We start from the raw sequence: 19569 nt of genomic DNA on the forward strand, positions 1-19569 counted from the left end.
CATGAATGATTTTCCGACAAAAGCCCGCGTGGTTATCATCGGTGGTGGCGTGGTGGGGGCCTCGTCCCTGTATCATCTTGCCAAGAAAGGCTGGACTGATTGCGTTCTGCTGGAAAAGAACGAACTGACCGCAGGCTCGACATGGCATGCAGCAGGCAACGTGCCGACCTTCTCGACCTCATGGGCGATCATGAACATGCAGCGGTATTCGACCGAGCTTTATGCGCGGCTGGGGGATGAGGTCGACTATCCGATGAACTATCACCAGTCGGGTTCGATCCGTCTGGCGCACAGCAAAGAGCGGATGCAGGAATTCGAACGCGCCTTGGCGATGGGCCGGTATCAGGGCATTCCGATGGAAATGTGGACCCCGGAAGAGGCCAAGGAGCGCTATCCATTCTTGGAAACGCATGATCTTGAAGGCGTTTTGTATGACCCAACAGATGGCGATATCGACCCCGCCCAGCTGACACAGGCGCTGGCCAAAGGTGCTCGTGACATGGGCCAGAAGATCATCCGCTTCTGCCCGGCGACAGGTGTGACCCAACACGACGATGGCACCTGGACGGTGCACACAGATCAGGGCGATATTCCTTGTGACTATGTCGTGAATGCTGCTGGTTACTACGCACAGCGCGTGGGTGAATGGTTCAAACCTTTTGGTGGTCGGACCGTTCCAGCAATGGTCATGAGCCATCAGTACCTGCTGACCGATGAGATTCCTGAAATCGAAGAATGGTCCAAGGAAAATGGCGGCAAGCTGCCACTGCTACGGGATGTTGACGTGTCCTACTACCTGCGGCAGGAGAAGCACGGCTTCAACCTCGGCCCGTATGAGCCCAACTGTAAGGGCCACTGGATGACCGAAGATGACCCGATGCCTGAGGATTTCTCGTTCCAACTCTGGAACGACGATCTGGACCGGATCGAAGACATCATCACCGATGCGATGGAGCGGGTGCCGCTGATGGCTACCTCGGGCGTTGGCCGCGTTATCAATGGCCCGATCCCCTACGCGCCGGACGGTCTGCCGTTGATCGGTCCAATGCCGGGTGTGAAAAATGCGTTTGAGGCGCATACCTTTACCTTCGGCATCGCGCAGGGTGGCGGGGCCGGCAAGGTGCTGGCGGAATGGATCGTTGATGGCGCCACCGAATGGGATATGTGGGCCGTCGATCCGCGCCGTTACACCGATTACACCGATCAGGACTACTGTAACCAGAAGGGGCTGGAGGTGTATGGCAACGAATACGCCATGCACTTCCCGCATCACGAATGGCCTGCCGCACGCGATAAGAAACTGTCGCCAGTGCATGACAAAGTCATCGCGCAAGGCGGTGTCATGGGGGCTTATAACGGCTGGGAACGCGCCAACTGGTTCGCGCAACAGGGCGACGATACCTCGCTTGAGGCCACGCATACCTGGGGTCGTTCGGGTCCGTGGGAACAGCGGATCAAGGAAGAATGCGAAGCTGTGCGCGACCATTGTGGCGTGCTGGACCTGCCGGGTTTCTCGCGCTTCATCGTCAAGGGCGAGGGAGCTGCTGAGGCGCTGCGCGGCCTTGTCACCGGTGGTCTGCCCAAGATCGGACGTATTAACCTGGTCTACATCGCAGATGCACGCGGTCGCATCCTGACCGAGATGTCCTGTGTCCGTCTGGGTGAGGATGAGTTCGTGATGATCACTGCCGCGACCGCGCAATGGCATGACCGGGATATCCTGTTCAGCGCGATGCCCTCGACTGTCTCGATTGAAGACGTCACCACAACCCGCGACACGCTGATCGTCACAGGGCCCAAGTCGCGTGAGATACTGGCGGGGATGACCGACGCCGATCTGACCAGCGGCTGGCTGACCCATCAAAGCGCCACGGTGGCCGGACACCCTGCCCATCTGATCCGTGTGTCCTTCGCAGGAGAGTTGGGTTGGGAGGTCCATGCCCTGAACGCGGATATGCCAGCCATCTATGACGCGATCCTTGACGCCGGGGCCAAGCCGTTTGGGATGTACGCCCTGAACTCCTTGCGCATCGAGAAAGGATACCGCGCTTGGAAGGGCGATCTGAGCACCGACTATTCACTGCTTGAAGGCGGGCTGGAGCGTTTCGTGAAGCTGGACAAGCCGCAGGATTTCCCCGGCAAGGCTGCGATCCTGAACGAAAAACAGCAAGGGGTGAAGAAATCCTTTGTGACACTGACCGTTGAAGCCGGTGATTGCGATGCGCCTTACATGTCCTGCATCTGGCAAGGTGATCAGATCGTGGGTGAGACGACCTCGGGCGCATGGGGCTACCGCGTCGGAAAGTCCATCGCGCTGGGCATGGTTAAGACCGACGCCGCGAACCCTGGAACCGAGCTTCAGGTGGAAATCTACGGTCAGAAATACCGCGCTGTGGTAGAAGAGGACCAACCGCTCTGGGATCCGGCGAACGAGCGGCTGCGCGCCTGATCGTTAAGAAGGAGACCCAAAATGGGCAAACGCTATTCAGTTCTGGGGCCTGGTGACGGCCCCAACTATGACTGGGAAAACGACCATACGTTTGTGAAAGTGTCCGGTCGGGATACGAATGGCGCTTATACTCTTATGGAGGACAATCTGAAGGCCAGCTTTGTGCTTGGCCTTCATCGACACGAAACCCACGCCGAAACATTCTATTTTCTGGATGGTGAGGTTGATTTTTACATCGATGGCGATTGGCATCGCTGCAGGGCAGGGACCACGATGCACGTGCCCCCGGGTGTGCCGCACGCGTGCCGAACAGCGGGCAATGCACCCGCAAAGATGCTGATGATCTTTCAGCCTTCGGGTTTTGACGATTTCCTGGCTGAGCTGGCGAATATGAGTGAGGCTGACTTTGCTGATGAGGCAAAGATGGCTGCGCTTAATTCCCGCTATGATATTGTACCGATGGGCCCTGTTCCGCCCCATCCCGATGATGCAGGTTGAACGGCGTCCCCTATGACTATCCCAACCACAATGTCCGGCGTTTATCTGACCCACCATGGTGGGCCCGAGGCGCTGGAATGGCGTGAAGATATTGCCGTGCCAATGCCCCGCCCCGGGCAGGTTCTGGTGCGCGTTGCAGCTGCCGGGGTCAATAACACGGATATCAATACACGGGTCGGCTGGTATTCGTCGGATGTAACCGGGGCCACAGATGACGTCGATCAGGATGTCGAGGCCGGGGGCTGGGGCGGTGCATTACAATTTCCTCGGATTCAAGGGGGTGATTTGTGTGGCATCGTCGAAGCTGTCGGCTCTGAGGTGGGGTTCAAGCCGGGTCAGCGCGTGACCTGCCCGATCAACCTGCCACGTCCGCGTCCCGGTCATCCGCACGGGTTCATCGCGCTGGGGTCCGAGATCGATGGGGCCTTTGCGCAATATTGTCTGGTTGAGGCGGATGATCTTTATGACGTCTCCGCTTCGCCCCTGTCAGATATCGAGATTGCGGCCATCCCTTGCGCATACGGGACCGCCGAGAATCTACTGACCCGCGCGGGTGTCACCGCTGGTCACAAGGTCCTGATAACTGGCGCATCGGGTGGCGTAGGTCTGGCCGCTGTGCAACTGGCACGCCTGCATGGCGCACAGGTCTGGGGCGTGACCGGGGAGGCAAAAGCCGAGGTGGTGAAATCTCAGGGCGCGGTCGGGACCTTTGACCGCGATGCGCCTCTGCCTGCCGATATGTTCGATGTTGTTATCGACGTGGTTGGTGGCCCGGCATGGGCAAATCTGATCCTTGCGCTGAAACCCGGCGGTCACTACGCCGTATCCGGTGCAATCGCGGGCCCGATGGTACAGGCAGACCTGCGCGATATCTATCTGCGCGACATCACCATCCACGGCTGCACGCATCAAGCGCCCGAGGTCTTTGGCCGCCTGGTCGAACTTATGAATGCTGGTCGCATCAAGCCATTGATTTCCCGTACATACCCCTTAAGGGATATCACTCAGGCGCAAGAGGCTTTTCAGTCCAAAGCGCTGCCGGGGAAACTGGTGCTGATCCCGTAAGGAAGGTTTGGTATGGCGAAGATTACTTTGTTGGATGGCTCAATCGGGCAAGAGCTGGTGAAACGCAGCGGCAAGCGCCCGACGCCATTGTGGTCGACGCGGGTGATGATTGATCATCCCGAACTGGTACGTGAGGTACATGCCGAATACTTCGCCCGCGGCGCAACCGTTGCCACGACCAACACCTATGCCGTTCACCGCTCGCGCCTGATGCGTGAAGGGATCGAAGATCAGCTGACGCCGCTGGTTCAAACCGCTGTGACACAGGCCAAGGCCGCGCGGCCGGATGGAACAGGGCGGGTTGCCGGATCACTGGGGCCTTTGTTGGCGTCATACCGACCCGACCTGATGCCCGACCCGGACGACGCGGCGCAAAAGTTTGGTGAGCTGGTCGCGTTGATGGCGGATGATGTCGATATGTTCCTGCATGAAACCGTGTCCTCGGTTCTTGAGGCCGAAGGAGCCCTGCGCGGGACGGCCAACTGCGGGAAACCTGTCTGGTTGGCCGTGTCGGTGATGGATGAGGACGGAACACGCCTGCGCTCGGGTGAGCCTTTGCAGGATATCGCCCCCTTGGTCGCCGAACATCACCCCGACGCCGTTCTGATCAACTGCTCGCCGCCCGAGGCAATCCCGGCGGCGTTGGATGTTTTGTCCGGCATGGGTCTGCCCTTTGGGGCCTATGCCAATGGTTTCACCCATATCACAGATGGGTTCCTGAAAGATGCCCCGACGGTTGATGCGCTGGAACAGCGCCATGATCTGGGGCCCGAAGCCTATGCCGATCATGCCATGGCCTGGGTCAATCAAGGCGCGACGATTGTTGGCGGATGCTGTGAGATCGGCCCAGATCACATCGAGGCTTTGGCTCATCGGCTTAAGGCTGCCGGTCATCAGATCGTCTGAGAAATGTGCAGGGCTGAATGACAGAGACACCCGTTTCAGCCTCCGCCGAACCAGACCCTGATCTTGTCCATTTCGACATACTGGTCGCGCCGGGCTATGTGTTGTTGGAACTGGCGTCTTTGGTCGATGTGCTGCGTATTGCAAACCGGGTCTGCCCGTCGCCCCGGTTTTCCTTTGGCTACCGATCCCTGCGCGGAGGGCCGATTGCCAGCAGCAGCGACGCGACCGTTGAGACCAAAGCCGTTTTGCCCAACCCGACAGCGGCCTATCTTTTTGTCATCGGGAATACGGACCCGTATCAACCCGACCTGTCACTGGGCCGTGTCGTCTCGGACTACACCTATCGCGGCGCGCAGGTGTTTCTGCTGGCCGAAGCGGCCAGCCGCTACATTGACGAACAGGGAACAGCCGATTTGGCAACCCACTGGGAAAACGCATCTTTCCTGCGTGAACGTGGTGCAGGTTTTGAGGCTAAACTGTCAATCGCAACCGAACGTGGCGCGGTGGTCACCTGCGCCGGGATGGGAGCGACGACAGATATCGCCCTGGCGGTGATCGGGCGCCACATCTCAGGCGCGGTGAAAATGACGGTCGCGGATATCATGCTGCACGAAAACATCCGCGATTTTTCGTCCTTACAGCCATTTTCCGGGGCCAAGACCACAGCGACCGGAGACCTGAAACTGGATCAATGTATCAAGCTGATGCAGGCAAACATCGAAGAACCGCTGCCCATTCATGAGATCGTAGACCTGCTGGGCTTATCGAACCGGTCGCTGGAACGGAAATTCAAAGCCTTCTTCGGAACCACACCCAATGGGTTTTATCGCGAAATGCGGCTGGCCAAAGCCAACAACCTGCTGCTGAACACAACCATGAGCGTGCGCGAGATCGGTCTTGCCTGTGGATTCCCAAACGGGTTTTCGTCGGTCTATCGAAGCTTCTTTGGGGTCACGCCTTTCGCGATGCGGCGCCAGAAGAGGCAAATCGCGCATAGGTGATTTTTGTAGATGTGCTGACGTTTTTGATAGGTTTTCTGTCGATCTTCCGTGCGATGCAGGTAAAAACCTGACAAAGCGGAGTCTGCACAATGGTTGATCTGCCCAGCAAAGCCCGAGTGGTCATCATCGGCGGCGGCGTCATCGGATGCTCGGTTGCCTATCACCTGACCAAGAAGGGCTGGAAAGACGTTGTCCTGCTTGAGCGCAAGCAGTTGACCAGCGGTACCACATGGCATGCGGCGGGCCTGATCGCGCAGCTGCGCGCGACGGCAAACATGACCAAATTGGCGAAATACAGCCAAGAGCTTTACGGCGCGCTGGAAGAGGAAACCGGCGTCGCCACCGGGTTCAAGCGCGTCGGGTCAATCACCGTCGCGCTGACCGACGAACGTAAAGAAGAGATATACCGCCAGGCCGCCATGGCCCGCGCCTTTGGTGTCGAGGTCGAAGAAGTTTCGAACGAACGGGTAAATGAGATGTATCCGCACCTGAACCTCGACGGTGTCAAAGGTGCGGTTTACCTGCCGCTCGACGGGCAGGGCGATCCTGCGAATATCGCCCTGGCATTGGCCAAGGGCGCGCGGCAGCGGGGCGGCGTCGTCAAAGAACGGGTGAAGGTCACTGATATCGTCAAGCAAGGCCGCACGGTCACCGGTGTGGACTGGGTTGCCGATGATGGCGGCGCCTCGGGCCATATCGAATGTGATATGGTGGTGAACTGCGCGGGTATGTGGGGCCACGAAGTTGGCCGGATGGCAGGTGTGAACGTCCCGCTGCACGCGTGCGAGCATTTCTACATCGTCTCGGAACCCATCGAAGGTCTGACCCCGCTGCCGGTTTTGCGCGTGCCGGATGAATGCGCGTATTACAAGGAAGATGCGGGCAAGATGATGCTGGGTGCGTTTGAACCCAACGCCAAACCCTGGGCCATGGGCGGCATTCCAGACAGCTTTGAGTTCGACCAACTGCCTGAGGATTTCGATCACTTTGAACCGATCCTCGAAGCGGCCTGTGAACGCATGCCGATGTTGGCCGAAGCGGGCATACATACCTTCTTTAACGGGCCGGAAAGCTTTACGCCCGATGACGCTTATCATCTGGGTCTCGCGCCCGAGATGGACAATGTCTGGGTTGCCGCCGGTTTCAACTCGATCGGTATCCAATCCGCCGGTGGTGCGGGCATGGCGTTGGCCGAATGGATGGACAGTGGTGAAAAGCCGTTCGATCTGGGTGACGTGGATATCAGCCGGATGCAGCCGTTTCAGGGCAACAAAAAGTACCTGTTCGAGCGTTCGAAAGAGACATTGGGCCTGCTTTACGCCGACCACTACCCCTATCGTCAAAAGGCGACCGCGCGCGGCGTGCGCCGGACGCCGTTCCATCATCACCTGAAGGAACAAGGGGCCGTTTTCGGCGAATTGGCGGGTTGGGAACGCGCCAACTGGTTTGCCAATGACGGGCAGGAACGCGAGTACCAATATAGCTGGAAACGTCAAAACTGGTTCGAAAACTCTGCAGCTGAGCACCGTGCTGTGCGCGAGAATGTGGGTATGTACGACATGTCCTCCTTCGGCAAAATCCGGGTCGAGGGGCCGGATGCCGAGAAGTTCATGAACTATATCGGTGGCGGTGACTACTCGGTGCCCAATGGCAAGATCGTCTATACGCAGTTCCTGAACCGCACTGGCGGGATCGAAGCGGATGTCACTGTGACCCGCCTGACCGAAACCTCCTACCTGGTGGTCACCCCGGCGGCGACGCGGCTTGCTGATCAAAGCTGGATGCAGCGCCACGCGGGTGGTTTCAACGTGGTCATCACCGATGTCACTGCGGGCGAGGGCGTATTGGCCGTGATGGGCCCGAATGCGCGCGCGCTCCTGGAAAAGGTCTCTCCGGCTGATTTCTCGAACGCGACCAATCCGTTTGGTACCGCGCAGAACATCGAGATCGGCCTGGGCCTGGCCCGCGCGCATCGCGTAACCTATGTGGGTGAACTTGGCTGGGAGGTTTATGTCTCCTCAGATATGGCCGGCCATGTGTTCGAAACGCTGCATGAAGCCGGTCAGGATATGGGGCTGAAGCTGTGCGGTATGCATATGATGGACAGCTGCCGGATTGAAAAAGGTTTCCGCCATTTTGGCCACGACATCACTTGCGAAGATCATGTGGTAGATGCGGGGCTAGGCTTTGCCGTCAAGGTAGACAAGGGCTGCGATTTCATTGGCCGCGAGGCCGTGATCACACGTAAGGAAAATGGACCCCAAAGCCGTCTGGTACAGTTCAGACTGGCCGATCCCGAACCGCTCCTGTTTCATAACGAACCGATCGTGCGGGATGGCGAATATGTCGGCTATCTGAGTTCGGGCAACTACGGCCACACGCTGGGCGGCGCTATCGGCATGGGCTATGTTCCCTGTGAAGGTGAGAAAGCAGCCGATGTCCTGGCTTCGACTTACGAGATCGATGTCTGTGGCGTGAAGGTCAAAGCCGAAGCGTCTTTGAAGCCAATGTATGACCCCAAATCCGAACGCGTCAAAGTCTGAGATGGGTCAGGGGGCTCTGCCCCCGGCTCCCTGCGGGCACCTCCCCCGGGATACTTCGGGCCAGATGAAGCTTGGGATCCTGACTTCATCTGGCTAAAAATATCTCGGAGCGCGAGGCGGAGCCTCGCTGTATTCAAATTGAATTGTGTACGCGCTCAGACATCGACCCATCACTATTCGTTATGTTAGGCTTCACTGATTTCGGAGTTTTCAATCCCTAAGTACCTGCCGTACACCGGTCCGGTACCAACCGGAGATCTGCCGTGTCAGACACACCCTCTTCACTTCAGAACGCGGATACCCCAAAGGGGTTGGTGCTTGCGGTTACGGCTTATGTTCTTTGGGGTTTCTTGCCGCTTTATATGAAAGCGATGGATCATATTGGTCCGGTCGAAGTGGTTGCACATCGTGTGATCTGGTCAGTGCCGGTTGCGGGTCTGTTGTTGATCCTTCTGGGGCGCACGGGGGATCTGAAAGCAGCCCTTGGTAATCCTAAGATGCTGGGGATGGCGGCGGTCACGGCTGCGCTGATTTCAGTGAACTGGGCGATTTATGTTTGGGCGATTTCAACCGGACATGCGCTGGATGCTGCGCTAGGGTATTACATCAATCCTTTGTTCAGCATCGCGCTGGGCGCGATATTGCTGCGCGAGCCGCTGAACCGAACGCAGCTTGTGGCGGTTGGTCTGGCCGCGCTGGGTGTTCTGGTTTTGGTGTTCGAGGCCGGTCGGCTGCCTTGGGCCGCATTGGGCTTGATGGTCAGCTGGGGTTTTTACGCCTTTTTCAAACGCTCTCTGCCCATTGGTCCCAATCAGGGATTTCTGCTAGAAGTGCTCATCCTGCTGATCCCGGCGTTGGTTTATGTGACATTGCTGGGCGTGCAAGGCGCGGGTCATTTCGGAATGGTTGCGTCCGACACTTTGCTCTTGTCTTGCGCAGGTATTGTAACCGCTGTGCCCTTGTTGGTTTATGCCAACGGGGCCAAGCTGGTGCGGTTGTCGACGATGGGTATTCTGCAATACATCGCGCCCACAATGATTTTCATCACTGCGATCACTTTGTTCGGAGAGCAGATTGATCGTGGCCGGATGATTGCGTTTCCGTTGATCTGGGCGGCACTGATTGTCTATTCGATTCCGATGATCCGACAGGCGCGACGTCAGGTTTGAAGCAAAAGTTTCACAGCTCTTTCAGCCCAGATCGCATAGGTCTTGGGGCTGGGATGGTAGCCGTCTGGCGCGACCAGGGCAGGGTCGTCAGGTAAGTCCAGTTTCAGATGTCTGAGTTCGGGATGCACTGCTGTCACTCGTTGCAAACCCTGGTCCAGCCGTGCGGATTGCTGGCCCAGAACCCATGCCAGAGGCTGGGGCAGAGCAGGAAACCGGTTCATTTGGGGGACGGCTGTAACCACGACCCGACGTGCGCCAAACATCTGCGTCAGCAGGGTCGCCAATTGGGTCTGGCGCTCAACGAAACGTTTGAGAGTGACGCCACGGGTCACATCATTCACCCCCAGCGCAGTGACAACAGCGTCATATGTGCCGCCTAGCTGCGATAGCCTGTTGAGCGTGTCTTGAGTTGTATGCCCGGTGGTGGCCTCTAGCCGCCATTCGACCGCGTGATGTTTCGACAGGTGACGCAGCAAATGGCCGGAAAGGGCCTGATCTTGCCTGCCTGCGCCGACCCCTGCGGCAGAACTGTCACCCGTGATCAACAGGCGGAGCCGGGGCCCGCGACCGATTTGCCCGTGGCGTGGGCCAGCGGGTTCCGGCAGCAGTTGAGCGCTGCGGCGCACCGAAAGGCCCTGCAACGCAAGAACCGGCGCCAATGGTAAGCGGACAATCTGATCGGCGGCAATTGAGATTGGCATGATCAGCTGAGTGCGGATTTGAAGTCCAGAAAGCGCGGATCGCGTGTGACGCGGGCCATCATCGCCTCGCGCAGGGCCCCGATAGTTTTGTAAGGGCGCATGACGACCTCGAATTCCTGTATCAGGCCGACGTTGTTGAGCGTGATCAGATCCACGCCAACCGCGTCCAGATCACCGACCTTGCATTGAAATTCCAATGCCCAATCGCAGCCGCTGCCCATGATCCGTCGATACCGAAAGTCGGAAAACACCTGCCCCACATGGCCCAGGACAGCCGCAACGGGCTCTCGTCCTGTCCATGTGCTGAAATAGGTCGGGGGCAAGAAACGGACGTCTTCGGCCAACAGTGGGCGGATCTGCGCCTCATCCCCTTTGGCGACAACCTGTTGCATGTGTTCGATTGTTGGATGCATGGCCTCTCTCCCTTGCTCGGTCCAAGGGTTCACGAACACCGTGTGGCGCGCAAGGACGACGTTGCGGTAGGGTGCGCCCTGCGTTAGGCAGGCGCGCATGACCGAAGCCTATGATCCTCCGAACACACCGCTGGATGTGCTGCATGAAGATGCGCAGCTGATCGTGGTCAACAAACCTTCGGGGTTGCTGTCTGTTCCGGGCAAGGGTGAGCATCTGGCAGATTGTTTGTTGACCCGTGTGCAGGCTGCGTTTCCGCAGGCCTTGTTGGTACATCGGCTGGATCGTGACACCTCGGGCGTCATGGTGTTCGCCCAGACCCCTCATGCGCAACGGCATCTGAGCATGCAGTTCGAAAAACGTCAGACGCGAAAAACTTATGTTGCGCGCGTTTGGGGTCGGGTCAAAGACAAGACCGGAACCGTTGATCTGCCTCTGATCGTCGACTGGCCCAACCGCCCGCGTCAGATGGTATGTCATGAAACCGGCAAACCGGCGTTGACCGACTGGCGCGTCGTTAAACACGAGGGTGAGAGTACCCGTATGCGCCTGTTTCCCAAGACCGGGCGGTCACACCAGCTGCGAGTTCATATGCTGGCGCTGGGTCACCCGATTTTGGGTGACCCGTTTTATGCCGAAGGCCCTGCGCGCGATTTCCCGCGCCTGATGTTGCATTCCGAGGAACTGCGTCTGAAAAACCCCGAAGGCGGGCTTTCCATGAAATTCAGGGCGCCGGCGGATTTCTGAATTCACGCGATGCTGGTCCACAACGTCTTCAGATTGCCAAGCGAAAAGCGGCGCGCGCGTTTTTTTGTGTTGGCTTGGCAAGGCTGTCTTACCTGCGCAAGTTCGCGTTCAATCTCATAGGCGCGCAGCGTGTGGTCCTCCGACCAGCGGCCAAGTTTCAGGGTCATCATGACGTGGTTGTCGAGATAGGGCATGCCATCACTCCTTATTCGGGACTGTTCCAGCTTCGCCCATCACTCCTGACACCCCCTTGTCAGTGGGGCGTGCTAATGTGTCAGTAGCGTTGAGGGAGAAAAACATGCGCCGTTCGACCCGATTGTTCGAAATCATCCAGATATTGCGTGCTGCCGACGCGCCGGTGACGGCTGAGGCATTGGCGGCCAAGCTCGAAGTATCGGCGCGCACGGTTTACCGGGACATCGCGGCACTGCAGGCGCAGCGCACCCCCATCGAAGGCGAGGCGGGGATCGGGTATCTGATGCGCCGCGGGTATGATCTGCCGCCGCTGAATTTCGATGCGGAGGAGGTTGAGGCCCTTTGGGTAGGGCTGTCGCTTTTGGCGCGCACCGGCGACAGCGAACTGCAGGAAGCTGCCCGCCGTATCTGCCGCAAGATCGACGCGCTGCACGACACGCCCAGACGCTGGCTGCGGGTCTCGACCTGGGGAACGCCGCCTGATGATCCGGCCAAAGGCTGCGTGCCTGTTGCCAGCTATCGAGAGGCCATTCGCAGCGAACAGAAAATCCGCATTACTTATGTGAATGGGGCAGAGGAACGTACAATTCGTGTCGTCCGCCCCGTGGCCCTGATCTATCATATCGAATGCACGATGCTGGCCGCCTGGTGTGAGCTGCGCAGCGGGTTTCGTCATTTCCGGACGGACCGTATCTGGGCCAGCGAAAGCATAGACGAGAGCTTTTGCGGGCAAGGCGAATCCCTGCGCACTCTCTGGCAGGAACAGACCCGTTGGGACAGCCATGTCGAAACCGCCTGATCGGTGGGTTTGGGCAGGTATTCGCCGACTTCACCGCATTGTTGCTTGAGCCTGTAGGTAGTCCCCATGATATAATGCGCTGAACAAGGCAAACCCGAACAAACCGGGGGCCGGAGCAGAAGGTGATATCATGACGATTTCCAAGTTTTTCGTGGCGACCGGGCTGGGTTCGGCCCTGGCACTCGCAGCATGTACCGATCCGGGCACGCTGAATGTACCCAGCGATCCGAACCAAAACGCCAAACAAGGCGCGCTTATTGGCGGCTTGATTGGGGCGGGTGTTGGGGCCATTTCTAACGATTCCGACCCGCTGTTGGGTGCTTTGGCGGGCGGCGCAATCGGTGCGGCAGGTGGCGGTCTGATCGGCAATCAGCTTGACCGCCAGGCAGCTGAACTGCGCCAGCAGCTAGCCAACGATGGCATCAGCATCGTGAATACCGGGGATCGCCTGATTGTCACTGTGCCGAACGACATCACGTTCGATACGGACAGCGCCACCGTGCGCCCGGCCCTGCGCTCGGACCTGGTTAAGGTTGGACAGAACCTGGTGAACTACCCGAACTCGAACGTCCAGATCATTGGCCATACCGACAGCGACGGCGATGCCGCCTACAATCAGGGCCTCTCGGTCCGTCGCGCGAATGCGGTGGCGGATATTCTTCAGGCCAATGGCGTGGGCTACAACCGCATCACAACCATCGGGCAGGGCGAAAACAATCCGATTGCGTCGAACCTGACACCAGCGGGTAAGGCACAGAACCGCCGTGTTGAGATAGTGATCGTCCCCAGCGGTAACACCTGATCGCGCAGGGCCTGTGCATAAAACAGGGTTTGGATCGGGCCTGTGCCGGTTTAACTATGGGGAAACAACGAAACGGAGTTTCCCCTGATGTCCAAACCGATCCTGCTGGGCCTGTCCGGGTCCCTGCGCCAAAGCGCAACCAACCGTAAATTGCTGCGTGAAGCCGCGCGGCTGTTTGATCCTGCTCAGTTTGTTGAGGCTGACCTGAATCTGCCCCTCTATGATGGGGATTTGGAGGAAGGCGAAGGTATCCCTGCTGTCGTTCAAACGCTTCGCGGGCAGATTGAGCAAGCCGATGCGGTGATCATCTCGACCCCGGAATACAACAAGGGCCCCTCTGGGGTTTTAAAAAATGCACTGGACTGGGTCAGCCGTACCGAGGGCAACCCATGGGCCGATAAGCCGGTTGCCGTCATGTCAGCCGCTGCGGGTCGCGCAGGTGGAGAGCGGGCTCAGATGATCCTGCGGGCTTACATGGTGCCGTTCCAGCCGCTGATTTTACAGGGACCGGAAATCCATCTGGCCGACAGTTCGAACGAATTTGACGATCAGGGCAGGTTGACCAGCGCGCGCTATGAAAACATGCTGGGGACCCTGATGCAGAAGCTGCGGAACCTGAGCGTTTAGATCCGGGTCAAAGCGAGGCTTCGGGCCGGAAGTCATCCGGGATTGTATCGCGCTCGTCCAGTATCAGATCGGCCATGACCTCGGCGATTTTCGGGGCCATGCCGAAACCGATCTTAAATCCGCCATTGGCGATGAACTGCCCCTTGTGTAACGGGTGTGCGCCCAGCATCGGCGCGCGGCTTTTGCTGCGAGGGCGGACACCGGCCCAACGCTCGATCACTTCGGCGCCGTGAAGCAGCGGAACCGCCTGCATGGCGCGCTCGATCACATCGTCCAGCGCGCTGTCAGTATTGGCGGGATCGTCATAGTCACGTTCCGAGGTCGAGCCGATGGCCAGCGTCCCGTCGGCATGGGGAACGATATGGATCGCATCTGCAAACAGCTGCGGTACCGAGCCCGCATCAAACCGCAGCAGCGCCGCCTGGCCTTTCACACCGTTGCCGATTGTTTTGCCAAAGACTTCGCTCAGTTCTTGCAGGCCAGCGACCCCGGTGGCGTGCACAACTCGACCTGCATCGGGTGCATCAGTGACCACCTTTACCCCCATGACCGCCAAAGCCGCGACTAGTGCAGCGCAAGCGCGGCGTGGGTGCATCCGGGCGGTTAGCGTGTCATGAATGACATAGCCGGTCGGGCTGGGCGGGCACCATGATCCGGCCTCGGCGATCTCTATGACCTGCCACGCAGCACGGCCCTGCCACAGCTCTTGTGCCGTGAGTTCGCGCGCGCGCGCCAGATCAAGGCTGTGCGGGTCGGCAATCGGCTGAATGCGCCCCAAACGCCCATACCCGGCAGAGACACCGCCGATAGTCTCAACTTGCGTCCAGAACGGTTCGGCCATGATCAGGCTGTCGAACTGAAAGGCCTTCTTGGCGTTCCAGTTTTCAGGCACATGCGGGGCCAAGGCACCGACCAGACCGCCGCTGGAGCCCGCACCCGGACCAAAGGGATCGACGATGCGCACCTTCGCGCCGCGCTGCGCGCAGGTCCAGGCGATGGACAGGCCGAAAATCCCGGCTCCTCGGACGGTCACATCGACCATTGCCAAACTCCTTTTCCTTGTTCAGTGTCGCGCCGTTTAGCTACAGGATTCCCCGATGGCAAACCAGCGCGCCGAGGTCACGTGGACCGAGGATCAGATACCCGTCTCGGATCGTTTCGACGACCCATACTACTCGTTGCAAAACGGGGTCGAGGAGACGCGGCATGTTTTCCTTGCGGGCAACGAGCTGCCTGCGCGGTTTGTGCCGGGTTTTCACATTGCTGAGCTGGGGTTTGGCACTGGGCTGAATATGCTCACCACGTGGTCTGCCTGGGAACAGGCGGGTCAAACGACCCCGCTGCACTTTACTAGCTTCGAAGCTTTTCCAATGGACACAGCGGATATGCGGCGGGCTTTGACTGCATTCCCTGAACTGGCGCTATGGGCGGATCGATTTCTGGAGAAATGGACAGGGAAAGACTGCCTGCTCGATACGCTGGTACTAACCGTCATTGAAGGCGACGCGCGCCAGACGTTACAGAATTGGCAGGAGCGGGCGGATGCGTGGTTTTTGGACGGTTTCTCACCCGCCAAGAACCCCGAGCTTTGGGGCCCTGACTTGATGCAGCAGGTTGCAGATCATACGGTCCAAGGGGGCTCGGCGGCCACCTATACCGCCGCCGGATTCGTGCGGCGCGGATTGGAGGACGCGGGTTTCCAAGTGACCAGAACCCCCGGCTATGGCCGCAAACGCCATATGACACGGGCGGTCAAAGCATGACCCAGCAGAACAATACGCGCGCGGGCGTTGCGTTGATGATTGGCGCGACAATCGTCTTTGCCTTGCAGGACGGAATCTCTCGCCATTTGGCCGAGTCCTATAACACTTACATGGTCGTGATGATCCGCTATTGGTTCTTCGCTGCCTTCGTGATCGCCCTGGCTGCGCGCGCGCCTGGCGGGTTGAATACAACGACCCGAACCAACCAACTCGGATTGCAAATCTTTCGGGGCGTCTTGCTGGCGGCTGAAATCTGCGTCGCCGTTTTCAGCTTTACCATTCTGGGTCTGATCGACAGCATGGCTGTTTTCATCTGCTATCCACTGCTTGTTGCGGCGCTCAGCGGCCCGGTGCTGGGCGAACGGGTCGGATGGCGTAGGTGGACGGCGATTGGTGTCGGCTGCGTTGGCGTTCTGATCATCCTGCAGCCGGGGGTTGGGGTCTTTAACCCTTGGGCTATCATTCCGCTGATTTCAGCCTTGATGTTTGCTTTGTACGGCTTGTTGACCCGCTATGCCGCGCGTCAGGACAGCACGGCCACCAGCTTTTTCTGGACCGGCGTGTCCGGTGCGGTCGCCATGACGCTTGTTGGCATGTGGTTCTGGGAACCCATGGCCCAAGGCGATTGGGGCTGGATGGCGGTGTTGTGCGTCAGCGGGGCGCTTGGGCACTGGTTGCTGATCAAGTGCTATGAGATGGCCGAGGCCAGCGCCGTTCAACCCTTTGCCTATTTCCACCTCGTCTGGAGCGCAATCCTGGGTATTTCAATCTTTGGTGAAGTGTTGCGCCCCGAAGTGGTTGTCGGGGCGGCGGTTGTTGTGGCCGCGGGCCTGTTCACACTATGGCGCGAACGCAGCCAGGGTTGAGCCCTTCAACTCCTGCGAAAAGGGGATTGGCAGGGCAGGTTGACCCAGGCGAGCCCGATAAACCGGAAGGCTTTCTGCCACGCGCATCACATAGTTGCGGGTTTCGCTAAAGGGGATGGTCTCGATCCAATCGACCACATCCACCTGGCCCCGGCGCGGGTCGCCATAGCGTTCCATCCAGGAAATAGGCCGCCGAGGTCCGGCATTGTACCCTGCCGCCATCATGACCACATTGCCGTTGAAATCAGCCGCCAGCCCCGACAGGTAATTGGCCCCGAGTTTCGCGTTATACTGCCAGTCCGAGGTCAAGCGTCCGGTCTGATGCCCGCTGAGGATACCTAGCTCCTGCGCCACCAGTTTCGCGGTGGCTGGCATTACTTGCATCAGACCGCGCGCGCCTGCACCGCTGATGACGACCGGATCAAACTCGCTTTCGCGTCGTGCGATGGCTAGTGTCATTTCCTTGGCCATCGGCAGGCCCATATCGGCCACAGGGTGCACGGGGTAGTAGGCCGCCGGTAGGACTGTACCGGTGGTGGCTGCCCGTTTGGCAATCATGACCGCCAGATGGGGTTCGTTCAGCTCGATCGCCAGATCGCCCAACTGAGCGGCCTGAACCGGATCAAGGCCTTCGACCAGGTGCGTCAGAAACCGCTCGGACAGATTATCCTCGCCTGCTTTCAACAGCAGCAGCCCGGCTTCCAGAACACTGGAATTGGTGAAATCCGCCTGCCGCCAATGCGGCGCACGGCGGGGTGTGGCCAATTCAGGATCAAACGGGCGTCCGATCTGTTCAGCCGCCAGCAACCCGTAGAACGAGGTCTGATTGTCCGCCCCGATGGCGTAAGCCTCATAAGCCTTTTCTGCCTCACCCTGCGCCGCATAAGCGCGGCCCAGCCAATATCCCCCGCGACCTTTCGAGATCGGGGATTGCACGGCGTCCGAGAAATTCTGGAAATGACGCACAGCAGTGGCTGGATCGTTCAGTCTGCGTAGGGCCAGAAAACCTGACAGCCATTCCAGATCAGCATAGGCATAGCCCATTTCCGGCGTCATATGATGGGTTGAGGCAACCTTGTAGGCCCGCGCCGGTCGGCCTTGCCGCATCTCCAGCCGTGCCAACCTGCGCCGTCCTTCGGCCCACTTGTCAGGCTCGCCTAAAGCCTCCGGGCTGGTAGATCGGGCCAGCATCAGATCAACCGCGCTGTCGTCCAGTTCTTTTCTGTCGCGCCAGACGAAACGGTCAAAGGCAAGACCCGGGGCATCCGCAACCGACTTTGGCACTGCCGCCACCTTTGTATCGACGCCAGGTAGACGCTTTTGCAACGCAATCCGTGCTTCGGCCAGTTTGCGATCATCCGCGCCCACCAGTGGTAACATCTGGGATGCACTCACCAGATGGCCATCCCATAACATCCGGTCCAACCGCGCTGCGTGATGGGGTTTCAGCAACTTGCCAAAATTCTCGACGTAATTTTTCTGCAACCCCGTGCCCATGGGCATGGTGCGCCAGGCTGTGACGATATCCGCCTGTGCCTCACCCTGTTGTCCTTTTGCCATCAGGGCGACGGCGTAATTCAACGCACCCTCCGCCGTTTGCGGCGGCACATCTGAGTAGAACTTCAGCACGCGATCGGGGTCTGCGCCGGTAAAAGACGGCTCGCTTTTGCGGCGCAGCCAGGCCAGACCGGGCCAGTCCGGACGGCGATCCAGAAACACCAGCACATCGCCCGAGCTGCCAAAGCCCTGCCGCAGCCATTCCCACACGATGATATCGCGCGAAACCGATCCGCGCTGCCCAGACACGCGCAGTGCCTCGTTCCAGTCACCCTTGCGCATCTCGCTTAACCCGGCACGCAAATCGGCAGCAGCATCCGCCTGCGCGGGTTGTGGCGTTAAAGCGGAATACAGAATCACGGCCATCATCAGGCCCAGAACGCGTGTCATGCCTTGCATTTCCCAACCAACCAAGGATAGAGCCTGTGAGGATAAACCTTGCATCGCCGGGATCAACTCACAAAGCCTAAATCGTGATGGCCCGCGGTGTAAAAAACACGGAAACTGCACCTTAAGGAGCGTGTCATGTTCAAAGGCTCTATGCCCGCCCTCGTCACCCCGTTCACAAACGGCGCGTTGGACTTGGATACGCTCAAACACCTTGTCGAATGGCAGATCGAATCCGGCTCTACCGGGCTGGTCCCCGTGGGCACCACCGGCGAAAGCCCGACGCTGAGCCATGATGAACATGAGACGGTTGTGGAAGAGGTGGTCAAGGCCGCCGCAGGTCGTGTGCCGGTGATTGCCGGTGCGGGTTCGAACAACACGGTTGAAGCAGTGCGCTTTGTGCAATTTGCCAAGAAAGTCGGCGCGAATGCTGCACTTGTTGTGACGCCCTACTACAACAAGCCGACTCAGCGTGGCCTGTTTGAACATTTTGCCGCGTTGCACGACTGTGCCGACATTCCGATCATCATCTACAACATCCCTGGTCGCTCGATCATCGACATGACGCCCGCCACGATGGGTGAACTGGCCAAGCTGCCACGTATTGTAGGGGTAAAAGACGCCACTGGCGATCTGGCGCGGGTCAGCCAACAGCGTGCAAGCTGCGGTGCCGACTTTTGCCAACTGTCTGGGGAAGATGCGACGGCTTTGGGCTTCAACGCCCATGGCGGTATCGGGTGTATCTCGGTCACGGCCAATGTGGCCCCGAAACTCTGCGCTGAATTCCAACAGGCGACATTGTCAGGCGACTACGCAACAGCATTGGCCTATCAGGATCGGTTGATGCCCTTGCACGAGGCTCTTTTTATCGAGCCCGGCCTTGTGGGTGCCAAATACGCGCTTAGCAAATTGGCCCGCTGCAGCGCTGAGGTGCGCCTGCCGCTGACCAGCTTGGAAGACAGCACCAAAGCCGCCATTGATGCGGCCATGGCCCATGCCGGTCTGATCTGAGCCTAAACAAATCCAAGCAAAAAGGGCGGCCTCGATCCCCGAGCGCCGCCTTTTCCATTTCAGCCCGGATCC

19 protein-coding genes are annotated in these 19569 nt (G+C 58.9%); 14 read left to right on the forward strand and 5 right to left on the reverse strand.

Annotated elements, in window-relative coordinates; genetic code table 11:
* Nucleotide 1 precedes the first annotated feature (1 nt).
* The 7 genes from AC2FFE_RS13010 to rarD all read left to right on the forward strand — a co-directional run bounded on the left by AC2FFE_RS13010 (nt 2) and on the right by rarD (nt 9631).
* On the forward strand, nt 2-2449 hold the full coding sequence (locus tag AC2FFE_RS13010; protein ID WP_496846827.1) for a GcvT family protein: 2448 nt from the start codon (nt 2-4) through the stop codon (nt 2447-2449).
* 21 nt (nt 2450-2470) lie between these two features.
* The gene (locus AC2FFE_RS13015; protein WP_496846828.1) at nt 2471-2947 is read left to right on the forward strand and encodes a cupin domain-containing protein; all 477 of its coding nucleotides are present in this window, start codon (nt 2471-2473) and stop codon (nt 2945-2947) included.
* A gap of 12 nt (nt 2948-2959) precedes the next feature.
* The gene (locus AC2FFE_RS13020; protein ID WP_496819667.1) at nt 2960-4012 is read left to right on the forward strand and encodes an alcohol dehydrogenase family protein; all 1053 of its coding nucleotides are present in this window, start codon (nt 2960-2962) and stop codon (nt 4010-4012) included.
* Between the two features lie 12 nt (nt 4013-4024).
* Nucleotides 4025-4918 carry a homocysteine S-methyltransferase family protein gene (locus tag AC2FFE_RS13025; RefSeq protein WP_496846829.1) on the forward strand — a complete coding sequence of 298 codons (894 nt, stop codon included), beginning with the start codon at nt 4025-4027 and terminating at the stop codon, nt 4916-4918.
* Nucleotides 4919-4935: 17 nt separating this feature from the next.
* Nucleotides 4936-5919: a GlxA family transcriptional regulator gene (locus tag AC2FFE_RS13030; protein ID WP_496846830.1), complete on the forward strand. Its 984-nt coding sequence runs from the start codon at nt 4936-4938 to the stop codon at nt 5917-5919.
* Nucleotides 5920-6008: 89 nt separating this feature from the next.
* Nucleotides 6009-8462 (forward strand): GcvT family protein, encoded by a 2454-nt coding sequence (locus tag AC2FFE_RS13035; RefSeq protein WP_496846831.1) that lies wholly within the window; start codon nt 6009-6011, stop codon nt 8460-8462.
* A gap of 263 nt (nt 8463-8725) precedes the next feature.
* Nucleotides 8726-9631 carry an EamA family transporter RarD gene (gene rarD / locus AC2FFE_RS13040; protein WP_496846832.1) on the forward strand — a complete coding sequence of 302 codons (906 nt, stop codon included), beginning with the start codon at nt 8726-8728 and terminating at the stop codon, nt 9629-9631.
* Here the strand turns inward: rarD and AC2FFE_RS13045 are convergent.
* Together AC2FFE_RS13045 and AC2FFE_RS13050 are read right to left on the reverse strand one after the other, a co-directional pair.
* Nucleotides 9622-10332 carry an SGNH/GDSL hydrolase family protein gene (locus tag AC2FFE_RS13045; protein ID WP_496846833.1) on the reverse strand — a complete coding sequence of 237 codons (711 nt, stop codon included), beginning with the start codon at nt 10330-10332 and terminating at the stop codon, nt 9622-9624. The genes rarD and AC2FFE_RS13045 overlap by 10 nt on opposite strands.
* Before the next feature lie 2 nt (nt 10333-10334).
* Nucleotides 10335-10745: a nuclear transport factor 2 family protein gene (locus tag AC2FFE_RS13050; RefSeq protein WP_496819672.1), complete on the reverse strand. Its 411-nt coding sequence runs from the start codon at nt 10743-10745 to the stop codon at nt 10335-10337.
* Nucleotides 10746-10842: 97 nt separating this feature from the next.
* Between AC2FFE_RS13050 and AC2FFE_RS13055 the strand changes: the two genes are divergently transcribed.
* Nucleotides 10843-11490: an RluA family pseudouridine synthase gene (locus AC2FFE_RS13055; RefSeq protein ID WP_496846834.1), complete on the forward strand. Its 648-nt coding sequence runs from the start codon at nt 10843-10845 to the stop codon at nt 11488-11490.
* A gap of 2 nt (nt 11491-11492) precedes the next feature.
* On the opposite strand, the gene AC2FFE_RS13060 is transcribed toward AC2FFE_RS13055, so the two are convergent.
* Nucleotides 11493-11684, reverse strand: a complete 192-nt coding sequence (locus AC2FFE_RS13060; protein ID WP_496846835.1) for a hypothetical protein — start codon at nt 11682-11684, stop codon at nt 11493-11495.
* Nucleotides 11685-11788: 104 nt separating this feature from the next.
* Between AC2FFE_RS13060 and AC2FFE_RS13065 the strand changes: the two genes are divergently transcribed.
* From AC2FFE_RS13065 to AC2FFE_RS13075, 3 genes are all read left to right on the forward strand, one after another.
* A complete protein-coding gene (locus AC2FFE_RS13065) occupies nt 11789-12484 on the forward strand; it encodes a helix-turn-helix transcriptional regulator (protein WP_496846836.1) in 696 nt (231 codons plus the stop codon).
* A 130-nt stretch (nt 12485-12614) separates the two neighbouring features.
* Nucleotides 12615-13286 carry a YiaD family glycine zipper/OmpA-like lipoprotein gene (locus AC2FFE_RS13070; RefSeq protein ID WP_496846837.1) on the forward strand — a complete coding sequence of 224 codons (672 nt, stop codon included), beginning with the start codon at nt 12615-12617 and terminating at the stop codon, nt 13284-13286.
* 87 nt (nt 13287-13373) lie between these two features.
* Nucleotides 13374-13913, forward strand: a complete 540-nt coding sequence (locus tag AC2FFE_RS13075; RefSeq protein ID WP_496846838.1) for an NADPH-dependent FMN reductase — start codon at nt 13374-13376, stop codon at nt 13911-13913.
* 7 nt (nt 13914-13920) lie between these two features.
* Here AC2FFE_RS13075 and AC2FFE_RS13080 read toward each other — a convergent pair whose 3' ends face one another.
* Complete coding sequence (locus tag AC2FFE_RS13080) at nt 13921-14955, reverse strand: NAD(P)/FAD-dependent oxidoreductase (RefSeq protein ID WP_496846839.1); 1035 nt, start codon at nt 14953-14955, stop codon at nt 13921-13923.
* Between the two features lie 55 nt (nt 14956-15010).
* Here AC2FFE_RS13080 and mnmC2 point away from each other — a divergent pair, with 55 nt between their 5' ends.
* Complete coding sequence (gene mnmC2 / locus AC2FFE_RS13085; RefSeq protein WP_496819679.1) at nt 15011-15676, forward strand: tRNA (5-methylaminomethyl-2-thiouridine)(34)-methyltransferase MnmC2; 666 nt, start codon at nt 15011-15013, stop codon at nt 15674-15676.
* On the forward strand, nt 15673-16542 hold the full coding sequence (locus AC2FFE_RS13090) for a DMT family transporter (protein ID WP_496819680.1): 870 nt from the start codon (nt 15673-15675) through the stop codon (nt 16540-16542). Before mnmC2 ends, AC2FFE_RS13090 begins: the two co-directional genes overlap by 4 nt.
* Here AC2FFE_RS13090 and AC2FFE_RS13095 read toward each other — a convergent pair.
* Nucleotides 16516-18489 (reverse strand): lytic transglycosylase domain-containing protein, encoded by a 1974-nt coding sequence (locus tag AC2FFE_RS13095; RefSeq protein ID WP_496819681.1) that lies wholly within the window; start codon nt 18487-18489, stop codon nt 16516-16518. The two genes, AC2FFE_RS13090 and AC2FFE_RS13095, sit on opposite strands and share 27 nt — an antisense overlap.
* A gap of 135 nt (nt 18490-18624) precedes the next feature.
* Here AC2FFE_RS13095 and dapA point away from each other — a divergent pair, with 135 nt between their 5' ends.
* Nucleotides 18625-19497, forward strand: coding sequence for a 4-hydroxy-tetrahydrodipicolinate synthase (dapA, locus tag AC2FFE_RS13100; RefSeq protein ID WP_496819682.1), 873 nt, complete (start codon nt 18625-18627; stop codon nt 19495-19497).
* The last annotated feature ends 72 nt before the right edge of the window (nt 19498-19569 follow it).

The organism is Ruegeria sp. YTSA168 (assembly GCF_059610045.1).